Origin of the sequence: Primorskyibacter flagellatus (assembly GCF_014638275.1) — a bacterium.
Taxonomy (GTDB): Bacteria; Pseudomonadota; Alphaproteobacteria; order Rhodobacterales; family Rhodobacteraceae; genus Pseudooceanicola; species Pseudooceanicola flagellatus_A.
The window spans coordinates 2,198,128-2,211,351 of sequence record NZ_BMFJ01000001.1 but is presented as its reverse complement, the minus strand read 5'-3'; the positions used below and the strand labels follow the sequence as shown (position 1 = coordinate 2,211,351).

The 13,224-nt window shown below is 66.3% G+C and carries 13 protein-coding genes and 1 pseudogene; 2 read left to right on the top strand and 12 right to left on the bottom strand.

The features are described from left to right. Nucleotides 1-28: 28 nt before the first annotated feature. Nucleotides 29-829, bottom strand: a complete 801-nt coding sequence (locus IEV87_RS10950; RefSeq protein ID WP_188477712.1) for an EcsC family protein — start codon at nt 827-829, stop codon at nt 29-31. A gap of 57 nt (nt 830-886) precedes the next feature. Further along, nucleotides 887-1,378, bottom strand: coding sequence for a GNAT family N-acetyltransferase (locus tag IEV87_RS10945; RefSeq protein WP_188477711.1), 492 nt, complete (start codon nt 1,376-1,378; stop codon nt 887-889). An 80-nt stretch (nt 1,379-1,458) separates the two neighbouring features. Between IEV87_RS10945 and IEV87_RS10940 the strand changes: the two genes are divergently transcribed. Both IEV87_RS10940 and IEV87_RS10935 read left to right on the top strand, forming a co-directional pair. After that, nucleotides 1,459-2,064 (top strand): flavin reductase family protein, encoded by a 606-nt coding sequence (locus IEV87_RS10940; protein ID WP_188477710.1) that lies wholly within the window; start codon nt 1,459-1,461, stop codon nt 2,062-2,064. Nucleotides 2,065-2,226: 162 nt separating this feature from the next. Further along, nucleotides 2,227-2,913 carry a hypothetical protein gene (locus IEV87_RS10935; protein WP_188477709.1) on the top strand — a complete coding sequence of 229 codons (687 nt, stop codon included), beginning with the start codon at nt 2,227-2,229 and terminating at the stop codon, nt 2,911-2,913. 55 nt (nt 2,914-2,968) lie between these two features. Here IEV87_RS10935 and IEV87_RS10930 read toward each other — a convergent pair whose 3' ends face one another. From IEV87_RS10930 to IEV87_RS10885, 10 genes and pseudogenes are all read right to left on the bottom strand, one after another. After that, entirely contained in the window at nt 2,969-4,597 is a 1,629-nt protein-coding gene (locus tag IEV87_RS10930; protein WP_188477708.1) for a SulP family inorganic anion transporter, read from the bottom strand. A gap of 172 nt (nt 4,598-4,769) precedes the next feature. Further along, the gene (locus tag IEV87_RS10925; RefSeq protein WP_188477707.1) at nt 4,770-5,669 is read right to left on the bottom strand and encodes an AEC family transporter; all 900 of its coding nucleotides are present in this window, start codon (nt 5,667-5,669) and stop codon (nt 4,770-4,772) included. Nucleotides 5,670-5,705: 36 nt separating this feature from the next. After that, entirely contained in the window at nt 5,706-6,878 is a 1,173-nt protein-coding gene (locus IEV87_RS10920; RefSeq protein WP_188477706.1) for an aminotransferase-like domain-containing protein, read from the bottom strand. Nucleotides 6,879-6,923: 45 nt separating this feature from the next. Next, nucleotides 6,924-7,865, bottom strand: coding sequence for an MBL fold metallo-hydrolase (locus IEV87_RS10915; protein ID WP_188477705.1), 942 nt, complete (start codon nt 7,863-7,865; stop codon nt 6,924-6,926). A 76-nt stretch (nt 7,866-7,941) separates the two neighbouring features. After that, the gene (locus tag IEV87_RS10910) at nt 7,942-9,168 is read right to left on the bottom strand and encodes an ABC transporter substrate-binding protein (protein ID WP_188477704.1); all 1,227 of its coding nucleotides are present in this window, start codon (nt 9,166-9,168) and stop codon (nt 7,942-7,944) included. Between the two features lie 139 nt (nt 9,169-9,307). After that, a complete protein-coding gene (locus tag IEV87_RS10905) occupies nt 9,308-10,228 on the bottom strand; it encodes a branched-chain amino acid ABC transporter permease (RefSeq protein ID WP_188477703.1) in 921 nt (306 codons plus the stop codon). Between the two features lie 3 nt (nt 10,229-10,231). Continuing rightward, on the bottom strand, nt 10,232-11,086 hold the full coding sequence (locus IEV87_RS10900; RefSeq protein ID WP_188477702.1) for a branched-chain amino acid ABC transporter permease: 855 nt from the start codon (nt 11,084-11,086) through the stop codon (nt 10,232-10,234). Continuing rightward, nucleotides 11,086-11,730: pseudogene (locus tag IEV87_RS10895) on the bottom strand (ABC transporter ATP-binding protein); the annotation flags it as partial. The pseudogene IEV87_RS10895 and the gene IEV87_RS10900, both read right to left, overlap by 1 nt. Before the next feature lie 62 nt (nt 11,731-11,792). Then, nucleotides 11,793-12,563, bottom strand: coding sequence for an ABC transporter ATP-binding protein (locus IEV87_RS10890; protein WP_188478412.1), 771 nt, complete (start codon nt 12,561-12,563; stop codon nt 11,793-11,795). Continuing rightward, nucleotides 12,560-13,207, bottom strand: a complete 648-nt coding sequence (locus IEV87_RS10885; protein ID WP_188477700.1) for a TetR/AcrR family transcriptional regulator — start codon at nt 13,205-13,207, stop codon at nt 12,560-12,562. Before IEV87_RS10885 ends, IEV87_RS10890 begins: the two co-directional genes overlap by 4 nt. Nucleotides 13,208-13,224: the final 17 nt, after the last annotated feature.

Here is a 13,224-nt window from a genome sequence, read left to right as displayed (position 1 = left end):
CTCGGTTTCGGGCGCCTGAACGACAGCCTCACACCTTCCGGATCTTCGGCTTCGCCACACGCTCCTGCAGTCCCGCCACCAGCTCCCGGTGCGGGACGTCAGCCTCCACCGCCAGTTGGCGCAGGCGGAAATGCACATGCGCCATCTCCTGATAGTAGCTCGTATAGGCAAAGTTCGTGGCCGCCCCAGCCACGGCGCCAAGAACGGGAACCGTCTGCGCGGCAAGCTTCTGGCCCAGAACAGTAGCCAGCCGGGGCGCAACGCGCGAGATCAGGCTCTGCACTGTCGCCCCGGAAATCGCCATGCGGGAGGTGAAGAAGGACAGGTCCGTACCGTCATCCTCCTCCAGCGGGCCGGCAGCGGCGAAGATGCGGATGCAGTCGAACTGCACGCTTTCGCTTTCCGGATCGAACCCGTATTCCGCCGCAACCCCCTGGATCGCGCGCAGCAACACAGTGGTGGTCACCGGCAGTTCGGCCAGCGCGCTTGGTAACCCGCCAAAGCCGCCCGCTGCGCCCATGGTCGTCGTCACGACGCGGTTCAGCCAGTCGGGCTGGTCGCCGACGATGCGGCGGGACCCCTGAGCCGTGCGCATGGCCGTGGTCAGCGCGGCCTCCGTCACCGAATCCAGCCGGTCGCGCACGGGGGAGGGGAGACGCTTCAACAGGCCTTCCGCGCTGTCGCCGACGAGGTTGAGCACCTGAAGACCCAGCCCTCCGGCCCGTCTATACCTTTTTGCAAGCGCGTCGAGTTCGGCTCCAACATCTATCGGCTCTGTCGGGCCATCGTCCAGTATCTGGCTGTCGGCAATGGCCTTGCGCTTGGTCATGCGGGCTCTCCACGGGTCATGCAGAATAGATTTGGCCGCAACGCACCAAGATCAAGGTCAGCCGTCGATATCCCGCGTAACCGCGCCGGTGATCCCGTCCCACGCGCCCTCGGTCAGTTCCAGTCCCTGAACCCGGTCGGGGTTGGTGGGGGGCGGCATCTCCACCCCCTCCAGCTTCCAGAACCCGAAGCGGCTGTAATACGGCGGATCGCCGACCAGCATCACCCGGTCCCATCCCGAGCCCTGTGCCTTGTTCAGCGACTCTGCGATCAGCAGGGCGCCCAGCCCTTCACCCTGATGCGTCGGATGCACCGCGACGGGGCCAAGCAGCAGCGCGCGATGGCCTGAAATCCGCACCGGCCAGTAGCGGATCGCCCCGCCCACGGTGCCGTCACTGTCGCGTGCGACAAGGCTCAGCTCCGCCACCTTGTCCACGCCGTCGCGCAGCCGGTAGGACGAAAGCGCCTCCCGCCCCGGCGCGAAACAGAGGTCGTACAGCGCCTCGACCTCCCACCAGTCGGCGGGGGATTCCTCCGTCAGGGTGAACAAGCCGGCGGTCTCCTCTGCGCATTCGGGCTTTCGGCCCGGTTATCATGACGCTATCAGCAGGGCAAACCGAAGGAGTGCGCATGTTCTACGAACCCAAAGACGGCCATGGTCTGCCCCACAACCCGTTCAACGCCATCGTAACCCCCCGCCCGATCGGCTGGATTTCGACCCGCGGCAAGGACGGGAGCGAGAACCTCGCCCCCTACAGCTTTTTCAACGCGGTGGCCTATGTGCCGCCGCAGGTCATGTTCGCCTCCACCTCCGCCAAGGACGACCGGGACTTCGGCAAGGACAGCGCCACGAACATCCGCGACACCGGCGTTTTCTGCGTGAACATCGTGGAATACGCGGCGCGGGACGTGATGAACGTGTCATCCGGCACCTATCCGGCCGAGGTCGACGAATTTGCCAAGGCCGGTATCGAGCGAGCCGAATGCACAGTCATCCCCTGTTCCCGCGTGGCCAACGCGCCCGCATCGCTGGAATGCCGGGTGACGCAGATCGTTCAGCTTGCCGGCAAGGAGAACCGTCTGGTGATCGGAGAGGTCGTCGGCGTGCACATGCGCGACGACTGTCTGGTCGACGGCATCTTCGACGTGACGAAGTTCAACCCGCTGACCCGGCTTGGCTACCGCGACTATTCGGTGGTGCGCGAGGTGTTTTCGCTGGCCCGTCCCGACGACTGACCCGTGAGGCGGCACGACATACGGTTCCGTCCATTCCTTAACGCGGCTTAAACCCTGAAAACCCCATCTCAGTCCCAATAACCGTAGAAACGGGTGGCGGGAATGAGCAGGCATATCTTGGTAACCGGGCACAGCCGTGCTGGAAGTTCGCTGTTTTACAGCATGTTGCAGAGGACCCTGACGGGCTTCAATATCCCTGGGCCGGAATTCCCCGCCCGCGCCGTCCTGCACATGCCGGGCAACACCTGTTCCCGTCGCGCCTATGACATCTTTGATTTCGACCGCATCGTCGCGGCAGCCGAGGGGCGCAAGCGGCTGGACCTGATCGTCACCCTGCGCGACCCGCGCGATATCCTGACCGCCTATGACCCGCGCCTGCCGGACGATTATGTCTGCGCCGCCGATCAGAGCTACTTCGTCGCCGCCCAGGGCGCGCCGCAGCAGATCCTGCCGGGAATCCTCCAGACCCACGAACAGATCGCCCGCGCCAGCCGGTCAGAGCACCTGCCGCAGGGGGTGATATTCCTCAAGTACGAACATCTGGTGGCAGAGCCGCGTCGGGTTCAGAACCTGCTCGCGGATTGCCTCGAGCTGGAGTTCCACGGCGATTTCGGCAACTTCCACCCGAGGGAACTGGAATCCTACGGCCACGACCTGATGGCTCCGACCGGCCCGGACATCGCACGCCCGCAGAAATGGCGCGCGCCGCATCATCGGGCGCGCATCGTCGATCAGTTCACCCGGTTCCCGGCCCTGCACGATATCGTCGTCGATCTCGGCTACGAACAGGACACGGGCTGGTACGACGCCTATCTGGCGGAGACCGGAGAGGTCGCGGCAACGGCGTGAAGGGCTGCGAGGAGCCGCTGCAATCGAAGTCGCACCGGCTCCCGGGTCTGCCGCCTCAGTGCCCGCCCAGGATCCCCGTCCGCACGTTGTAATCCACCGCCAGCGCGTAATCCGGGTCGTCCGCGCTGTCGACCATCAGATGCCCGGCCTTTTTCAGCAGCCGGTGACAGTCGCGCGACAGGTGGCGCAGCTGGATTTTCTTGCCCGCCGCCTCGTATTTCCCCGCGACGTTCTCGATGGCCTGCAAGGCCGACTGGTCGACCACCCGGCTGCCCTCGAAATCCACGATGACGAGAGAGGGGTCGCCTTTCACGTCGAACATCTCCACAAACCCGTCGGATGAGCCGAAGAACAGCGGACCGTTCACCCGGTAGACCTTGGCGCCCTCGGGCGTGCGATAGGTGGTGGCGTGGATGCGCCGCGCGTTGTTCCAGGCGTAGGCGAGGGCCGACACGATGACCCCTACGACAACAGCGACGGCGAGATCGGAATAGACCGTCACCACCGTCACCAGCACGATCACGAAGGCATCCGTCAGCGGCACCTTGGCGAGGATCTTCAGCGAATTCCACGCGAAGGTTCCGATCACCACCATGAACATGACCCCGACCAGCGCCGCCAGCGGGATCTGTTCGATCAGGGGCGAGGCGAAGAGGATGAAGCACAGCAGCAGCAGCGCCGCCGCGATCCCCGCCACCCGTGTCCGACCGCCGGATTTCACGTTGATCATCGACTGCCCGATCATGGCGCATCCGCCCATGCCGCCAAAGAACCCGGTCAGCACGTTGGCCGCCCCCTGCGCCACGCATTCCTGGGAGGCGCCGCCGCGCTGTCCCGTCATCTCTCCGACGAGGTTGAGCGTCAGCAACGACTCGATCAGCCCGATGGCCGCGAGGATGACCGCATAGGGCAGGATGATCTCGAACGTTTCCCACGTCAGTGGGACTGACGGGATGTGAAACGCCGGAAACCCGCCTTGGATAGAGGCCATGTCGCCGACCCGCGGCACGTCGAGGCCGAAGGCGATCACCACTGCAGCAATGATCCCGATTCCGGCGAGCGGTGCCGGGATGACCTTGGTGATCCGCGGCATGACCCAGATGATCGCCATGGTCGCCGCCACCAGTCCCAGCATGATCCAGAGCGGCGCGCCAGACAGCCATTCGCCACCGCCCGCGCCGTGCCCGGTGCTTTCGACCGTGCCCGGCACCTTGAATTGCGTCAGTTGGGCAAGAAAAATCACGATGGCCAGCCCGTTCACGAAGCCGAGCATCACCGGATGCGGCACCAGCCGGATGAACTTGCCCCATCTCATCACGCCCGCGATGACCTGCAGGATGCCCATGAGAACAACGGTCGCGAAGAGGTACTCCACTCCGTGCTGCGCCACCAGCGCCACCATGACCACCGCCAGCGCGCCGGTCGCGCCCGAGATCATGCCGGGCCGCCCGCCGATCAGCGCCGTCACCAGTCCGACGAGGAACGCGGCATAGAGGCCGACCAGCGGATGCACCCCGGCGACGAAGGCAAAGGCCACCGCTTCGGGCACCAGCGCCAGCGCGACGGTCAGACCGGACAGCAACTCGATCCGGATGCGTTCCGGGGTCAGCTTTTCGCCCGGAGACAGGCGGAGGTCGGGCAGGGTGATCCGGTTGGCAAAGGCTGCCAGTGAGGTTCGGCGCATCAGGATCCTTGGCTGGGTCTTTTCGGTTGCGGCCCCGATAGCGCAATTGCTGCTGTGCGGCAAGGCGCGGAGGGGGAGGGGTGTACTGGGCTCGTGTGTCTGAGGCAGGGGGCGCTGCCCCCGTCCTTCGGACTCCCCCGGGATATTTCCGGCAAGGCGAAAGGGGGCGGGATCAGCCGATCAGTGCCAGCCAGATCGGCAGGGTAACGCATCCGATCAGCGTGGACTGCGCGATCATCGTGGCGACGATGGCCCGGTCCGCCCCGAAGACCGAGGCGAGGACATGCGCTGCGGAAGCCGTGGGCAGGGCCGAGAAGACCACCAGTGTCGCGCTCTGCGCCGGAGGCAGGCCGGCCAGTGAGGTGACAAGCAGCGTGACGCCCGGCAGGACCAGCAGCTTGATGACGTTGAGCGCGCCCAGGAACAGGTCCATCCGCGCCAGCGCCCGCAGGTTCAGGGATGCTCCGATAGACAGGAGAGCGACGGGGATCGCAGCCTGTGCGAGCCGCGCGGGAATGTCCAGCACCCGCTCCGGCAGGGTCAGGCCGCTGAAGGACATGAGCAGCCCGCCGAGGCTGGCCAGAAAGAACGGGTTGGAAACGACCTGGATCACCGTCTTGCGAAAGCCGAGCGCGTTTCCCCGCGACAGAGCACTGACCGCCATGACATTGGCCAGCGGCACCGCCGCACCGATTGCCACGGCCATCATCGACCTCACGTCCGCCGAAAGCGCATTGGCCGCCACCAGGGCGATTGCGGTGTTGAAGCGCCAGGCGGTCTGCCAGAGGCCCGCGAAATCGAGGAACTTCGCCGGACCAAGCGGCCGCACCAGCCAGGCCAGCCCGCACCCCAGCCCCATGATGAACCAGGCGCCCAGCCCGATCACCGTCAGGTCCCCGAGGTCAAAGCTCGCCCGGCTCGCAGCCATGAAGATGAGGGCGGGAAAGAGCACGCGGAAATTCAGGGCGTCAATCGCCTTCCACCCGGCCTCGCCAATGCCGGGGGTGCGGGCCAGCAGGACGCCGATCAGGATCAGCCCGATGTCGGGCAGCAGCGCAACGAAGATATCCATGGTGCCTTTGCCCTGTACCTGGTGCCCGAGACTTGCCTAGACCTGTGCCCCGGTCGGCGCCAGCGCCCCGACCAGGCGTTCGGCCGCCTCACCGATCAGCGTTTCGGACAGTCCGGCGAAGCACAGCCGCACCCGGTCCGAAAGCCCCGCACCGCGCCCCGGCAGCGCAAAGGCCGGACCGGGGGCGATCAGAACGTTTTCCGCCACGGCCCGATCGAACAGCGCGCTGGCGGTCTGGCCTTCGGGCAGGCGGGGAAACAGGAACATGCCACCTTCCGTGTCGGGCACCCGGAACCCGGCCTCCGCCAGTACGGACGCCAGCCGTGCCTTGCGCGCCGAATAAAGGTCGCGCACACGGTTGACGTGGCTGTCGACCCGGCCGGACTCGAGGTAGTGCACGGCCACCCGCTGCGCCAGCGAATTGGGCTGAAGATCGGCGGCCTGCCGAAGTTCCTGCATGGCCTTCGCCAGCGGTTCCGGCGCGATCGCCCAGCCCAGCCGAAGACCGGGCGCGACGAATTTCGACAGGCTGCCGGCGTAGATCACACAGGACCCTGCCACCTGCGGCGCCAGTTCGGCCAGGCTCGGCGGCGGTTCGGCGAAGCGGATCATCCGGTAGGGGTCGTCCTCGACCACTGGAACGCCCGCTTCCGCACAAAGGGCGAGCACCCGCAGCCTTTGCGCCAGGCTCCAGCATTCGCCGGTCGGGTTGGAGAAGGTGGGGAGGGTGTAGATCGCCCGTACGTCGCCCGCCCGCAGGGCGGTTGCCAGCCCCTCCAGCCGGTCGTCGTCCGCCGGAACCTCGTAGCCCGCCACCTCGATCCCGGCGGCGGCAGCCAGCGCCAGGATCGCCGGGTAGACCGGTTCCGGCAGCAGAACGCGGCTCCCCGGTGGCACCAGCGCCCTGAGTGCGAGGTCCACGGCCTGCTGTGCGCCTGACGTGACCAGCAACCGCTGCCCGTCGGCGATCGGGACGGTCAGACGGGTCAGCGCCGCGACCAGTTCGGGATCGCCTGCGGCCGGCCCATAGCTCCACCCGGCCGCTTCGCAGGCCGCACGCGCGGCGGCGGCCTCGAGACCCTCGGCGTCATAGGCATCGCGCGAGGGATGGCCACTGGCAAGGTTCAGCATCCCCGGCCGGGCCGCATAGGGAAACAGCGCCCTGAGCGGATTGACCGGCATCGAGGTCACAAGCGGAGAGAGGTGCATCCTGAGGGTTCCATGACTTGGAGGGAGAGGCAGGGGGAGGGAAGGTCAGGGCGTGTTGCGCCGGTCCTTGTCCTCCGGAGGCGCCTGCAGCGGCGGATCGAAGGCCAGGTTCTCTCCGAAATGCACGACGCGGCCGGACTGGGACATGACGAAGTCCCGGCTGAACCTGTAGGTTCCGCTGCCGGTCCGGATCGGATCGGCATGGGCATCGACCCAGTCGTCGCAGGGAAGCATGGTCGAGGCGCGCGCGGTCAGGTTCCAGATACCGTAGTGATGCGGCACGATGACCTTGGCCTTCAGGCGCGCGGCCACCTCGTCGGCCTGCGCATCGCTGAGGACATGCTGCGACCCGTCCACGGGCAGCAGCGCGATGTCGATCGCGCCGATGGCGTCCCAGACATGCTGAGGCGGGTTCGGGCGGTTGTCGCCCCAGTGCAGGATCCGCATCCCAGCCATCTCCATCACGATGATGCAGTTGTCGAAGGGCCGCCAGTTGGTGTCCGGATCCGTCCGGATCGGGGTCAGGCGGCGTGTCATCTCGGCCCAGTCATAGGCGTTGTGGGTGCTGTCGCTCACATGCTTGTCCGCAACGCCGATGATCCGGACGTCGCCGAATTCGAAACTGCCGATCAGCCGGTCCAGCACGACCGAGGCGCTGACCATATGTACTGCGTCATGGTCGAAATGAGCGTGTGTCGACAGCACGATATCGACACATTCGCGCGGAAAATCATAGTGATACCAGTCCCAGTTCCCGGTCGGCAGGTTGCGCCAGGGGTCGATCATCAGGGTCAGCCCGGACGGGGCGGTCAGGCGAAAGGCGGAGCCGCCGAAATAGGCCAGCTCAAAGCTGTCGCTTTCGGCACTGCTGGGCGCAGGCACCGGGGTTTTCCCGGACTGGAAGCCGATCATCCTGTTGTGGTTCTCGGGTTGCCGCCAGGCCCACATGCCTTCGTTGATCCGCCCCTCGTTTCTCTGCGTCGTCATGAGTCTGAAACCTGTTGTCTGCTAAAGTGGTGGGACGCCCCGCGGACCGCGGGACGCCCTTGGTTCCGGCGCGGCCTTACTTGGTCGCGTCGCTGGTCGTCGTCAGGATGATCTCGTCCTTGCCGTCCTTGATCTCGTAAAGCGCGAAGTCGCGGCTCTTGAGCATCCCGTTCTCCTGGAAGTCGGCAGAGGAACTGGCCCCGTCGTAGTTCATCGGCTTGCCCGCATCGATCAGCGCCTTGCCCTCGGCAAAGGTGGTGACGCGGTCGCCAGGACCGTTGGCGATCTGGCGGATGGCCGCGGCGACATCCGAAGACACGGTGCTTTTCGCCATCTCCATGCCAAGCAGGCACAGGTTGATTTCGTCATAGGCCATGCAGCCGTACGAATTCTGGACCTGGCCGTTAGGCTCGATCCCGACCAGCTTGAGGTAGGCGTCGTAGCTGTCCTTCCCGATCGGCGGGATGGGCGACCCGTGCAGGATGCCGTCCGCCGCCGACCCGACCGCGTCCTTGAAGTCGGGACCCACGGCAAAGGACAGGGTGATGATCTGGCCGGTGAACCCGCCGCGGATCAGTTCCCGGTAGACCGGGATGAAGTCGGTGACGTAGCCGGCCATGAAGATGGCGGGCGGGTTCATCCTGATCAGCTGTTCGGCTTCGGCCCGGTAGGAGGCCTGGCCGGGGTTGTAATAGAACGGCTCCCCGACGATCGATCCGCCAAGCGCCTGCAATGAGGCTGCGAAGCTTTCTCCCATGGAAGCCGCGAAGTCGTTCTTCGGCCCGGCGAAGGCAACCTCCTTGAACCCGCGCTGCACGGCGAGGTCGGCCAGCGCCACCGCCCAGGCCTTGTTCAGCGGCTGCAGGTTGAAGATCAGCCCCTTGCTGTCCCCGTCCGGCAGGTAGTCGGAGGAGCCCGAGAACAGCTGCAGCACGTTTGCCTCCTGACACAGCGGCATGATCCCGAGCGTCACCGAGGATGCCCATGTCCCCAGGATCGCGGAGACCTTGTCGGCGTCGATCAGCTTGCGCGCGGCCCGCACGGCGGCTTCGGGATTGGTTTCGCTGTCTTCCGAGATCAGTCGGACCTCGCGCCCCATGACACCGCCGTTGGCATTCACCTCGGCGACCACGGCGCGGTGCGCGTCGCTTTTCTCGGGGCCGTAGGGGCCGCCGCCGCCGGTCAGCGGGGTCATGCTGCCGATGACGATCGGGGCCGATTGGGCGAGGCCTGTACGCAGGTAGGCCGGGGCCGTCAGGGCGACGGCGGCGGAGGAAATGAACAGTCTTCGGGATAGTTTCATTGCAGTATCCTTCTGTTGGAGGGGAACGCGCACATGAGGAGGAGGAAGCACGTGTCGCGCGGGGGGGTGGTGCGCCGGTTTCTGCGACCGATGTCACCGGAATTGCACAAGGCCATTGGCCCTGCGGGCAAAGGGGGCTTCAGCCGGGCGCGGGGTCCCGCGCCGCCGGGCGGGCGACGATGCGTTCGGGGAGCAGACCCTCGGGCCGGAAACGGACCACGACGATCAGCAGGGTGCCGATGATGATGAACCGCAGCGCCGACACCTGCGTCGGCGTCAGGAACTCCATCAGCGGGGCCAGGAAGCGGGTGCCTTCGTAGATCGCAGTGACTACCAGTGCGCCCAGCACCGCGCCCTTCATGTTGCCCGCGCCGCCGACGATCAGCGACATCCAGACCAGAACCGCGACCTGGGTGGTGAAATTGTCCGGCGTGACGGTCTGCACATAGTGCGCATAGAGCGACCCGGCGAGCGCCATGACCGAAGACCCCAGCACGAAGGCTTTCAGCCGGTAGGCGAGCACGTTCTTGCCAAGCGTCGCCGGAACAAGATCGTCCTCGCGGATCGACCGCAGGACGCGGCCGAAGGGGGACCCGGCCAGACGGTTGAAGACCACGAAGACCACGGCCGCGACCAGCAGGAATACCCCGAGGATGAACCAGGCGGTGGCGTCGCGGCCCAGGCCTTCCAGCACCGGTCGGGTCATGATGAGAAAACCGCGCGGTCCGCGGGTCAGCCAGTCCTCGTTGTTGAAGGCCAGGCGCATCGTCTCGGCGAAGCCCAGGGTCACGATGGCCAGGAAGTCTCCGCTCAGCCTGATTGACAGCAGGGATACCAGTGCCCCTGCCGTGCCGCCCACGATCATCGCGGCCAGCATTCCCATGACGATCGGCTGGCCGAGCGTTTCCGTCATGATGCCGCTGCTATAGGCTCCCAGCCCGTAGAAACCCACGACGCCGAAGTTCATCAGACCGGTCAGCCCGAACTGCATGTTCAGCGCCAGCGCGAGGATCACGTAGATCGCGGCCGTGGTCAGGATGGCGACGAGATAGGCGTCCATGTCTTATTTCCTTTCCACGGCGCGGCCCAGCAGTCCCTGCGGGCGCAGAAGCAGGACCAGCGCGATGACGACGAACCCGACCGCGCCCTTGTAGGGGGCAGAGATGAAGGCGACCGTCAGTTCCTCGGCCAGGCCGATGATGACCGCGCCAAGCGCCGCCCCGAGCGGAGAGCCGAGCCCGCCCACGATGGCCGCGGCGATGACGGGAATGGTCAGGGCCCAGCTCAGGTTCGGCTCGATCGCCAGGTCCAGCCCGGCGAGCGTGCCGCTGAGACCGAAGAGCGCGCCGGCCAGCAGGATGCCCGCCGCCTCGATCCGGGGCACCGGCAGCCCCCGGATCGACGACAGGGACGGGTTGTCCGCCACCGCACGCAGCGCCCGCCCGAGCCGGGTGAAGGCCAGCAGCGCACCGACGGCCAGGGTTGCCACGACAGAGATGCCGATGACTGAAAGCGTTTCAGGAGTGAACCGCAGCCCCGCGTAGGTCAGCGGCGGCCTGAGCGGCAGGTCGAAAGCCCGGATCTGGGTGCCGTAGGCAAAGCGGATCACGTTGTCGATGATGACCGACAGCGCGATGGAGACCAGCAGCAGCGTGCCGCCGCTGCGTCCCCGCAGCGGCTCGAAGACCACCCGGTCGCTGAGCATCAGCAGGCCCGAGGCGAAGGCCACCGCGCAGATTCCGCCCAGCCAGATCGGCAGGCCGAGGTCGTTCATCTGCCAGGCGGCAAAGGCCCCGGCGGTCATCAGTGCTCCGGCCGCGAAATTGGTATAGCGGAACAGGGTGAAAATCAGTGTGAAACCGATGGCGGCAGGGGCGAGCACGGCGGCACTGGCGATTGCATTCAGGATAAGTTGCATCAGGCGTGGTCTCCGAAGAAAAGCGCCCCGAAATCCGGCTCTCCGGCCAGCTCTGCCGCGGGTCCGACCCGGCGCAGGCGGCCATCGACAAGCACGACCGCGCGATCCGCCCGCGTCAGCGCTGCGCGGGCATTCTGTTCGACGATCAGAACTCCGATCCCGGCGTGGCGGGTCAGGTTGGCGAGGACGTCCAGCATCTCTCCCACCAGGTTGGGGGACAGTCCGGCGGTCGGTTCGTCAACCAGCAGGATGGTCGGCCGCGACATCAGCGTCATGCCAAGCGCTGCCATCTGGCGCTGGCCGCCCGACAGCCCCCCGGCCGCCTTGTTCAGATAACCCGAGAGGGTCGGCAGAAGGGCGATCACCTCGTCCATGCGGGCGCGGATGTCATCGTGTCCCCACGCACTTGTCTCGAGGTTCTCTGTCACGGTCAGCGTGCGGAAGACGTTGCGATCCTGGGGCATGAACGCCACACCCTGTATCGCCCTTTCGAACGGGCTGAGCGGGACAAGGTCGGTCCCGTCCACCTCGAGCCCGCCGGAGGTGACCCTGGCGACCCCGGCCAGGCCCTTGAGAAGGGTCGACTTGCCCGCGCCGTTCGGACCGATGATCGCGACGATCTCTCCGGATCCGACCGAGAGTGAGATGTCCTTCACGATATCCGCACCGCCGTAGCCCACGTTGAGGTGATCGAGGGTGAGCCGGGTCATGCGGCTTGTCCCAGGTAGGACTCGATCACCGCGGGATTGCGCGAGACGTGATCGAAGCTGCCCTCGGCCAGCAGTTCGCCCGCCGCCATGACGACGACCCGGCTGGTGAGGGCGCGGATGAACCCGACATTGTGTTCGATGATGAGGAAGGTCTTGCCCAGATCCCGGTTCAGCTTCTGCACGATGGCGATGATCTCCTCCACCAGATGCGGCGCGACGCCGGCCGCGATTTCGTCCAGCAGGATCGTGTCGGCCCCGGCCATCAGGGCGCGCGCCAGTTCCAGCAGCTTCTTCTGCCCGCCGGACAGGGCGCCGGCCGGTTTGGATTCGTGTGGCGTCAGTGAGACGAGCGCCAGCATCTCGCGCGCGGTGCGGGTCAGTTCGGTTTCGGCACGGCGCACGGCGAAGGGCCGGAACAGCGCGCCGCCAAGCGTTTCGCCGGGGTGGCTCGGCGCGGCCAGCAGCACGTTGTCCAGAACCGACAGGCGGTCCAGTTCGCGCGACAGCTGGAAGCTGCGGACAATGCCGTGCCGGGCCAGCCTGTAGGGCGGCAGCCCGGTGACATCCCGCCCGTTGACCCGCAGCTTGCCCGCGTCGGGACGCAGAACGCCCGATATCAGGTTGAACATGGTGGTCTTGCCCGCACCATTCGGCCCGATCAGGCCCATGATCTGCCCCGGATCGACCTGGAAGGAGACGTTGTTAACCACGGTCACCCCGCCGAGAACCTTGCTCAGGCCGTCGACTTCGATGCGCGCGACACTCATGCCGCACCTCCGCCGGAATGGTCCACCTTGGCGGCGTCGATCCGGCTCTGGATGGCGGCGACGAGCATGTCCAGGACCGCGGCTTCCTTTTCGCTGTCCGGCTCGATGTTGTTCTGGATCCGCAGACCGCGCAGGGTCGAAACGGTGAAGGTGATGATGATCCTGACCTCCTCGGCCGGGAGCCGCGAATGCGACAGCGCGCGGATGCCGAATTCCTCGTAGGCGTGGAACAGGTCCGACAGGATCTCGTCCACCGCCTCGCCGATCTGCGATTCCTTCCGGCCCAGAACGACGAGGTCCAGCATGGTCACGAGGGCGTTGGCCGGAAAGACTTCGTCGTAAAGCGTGGTGACATAACGGCGCACGTCGCTCCGCCCGGCGGCCACTTCTTCGGCCAGTCGCACGACCACGTCGCGGGCGCGCTGCCAGAAATGGCGGGCGGTATCTATAATGAGATCGTCCCGGGTCGGGTAGTGGTGCAACAGGGCGCCGCGGGACACGCCGCACAGCTCGGCCACGGCCTTTCCGGAGGCCGCCTCGACGCCGACCTCCGCGATGATTGCCTCGGTCGCGGCTCTCAGCCGGGCCCGCATCGCGGCGCCCTTGAGTTCGCGCCCGTCCGTTATGTCCGTGTCTGTCGTCATCACGCCTTCCGCCGGTC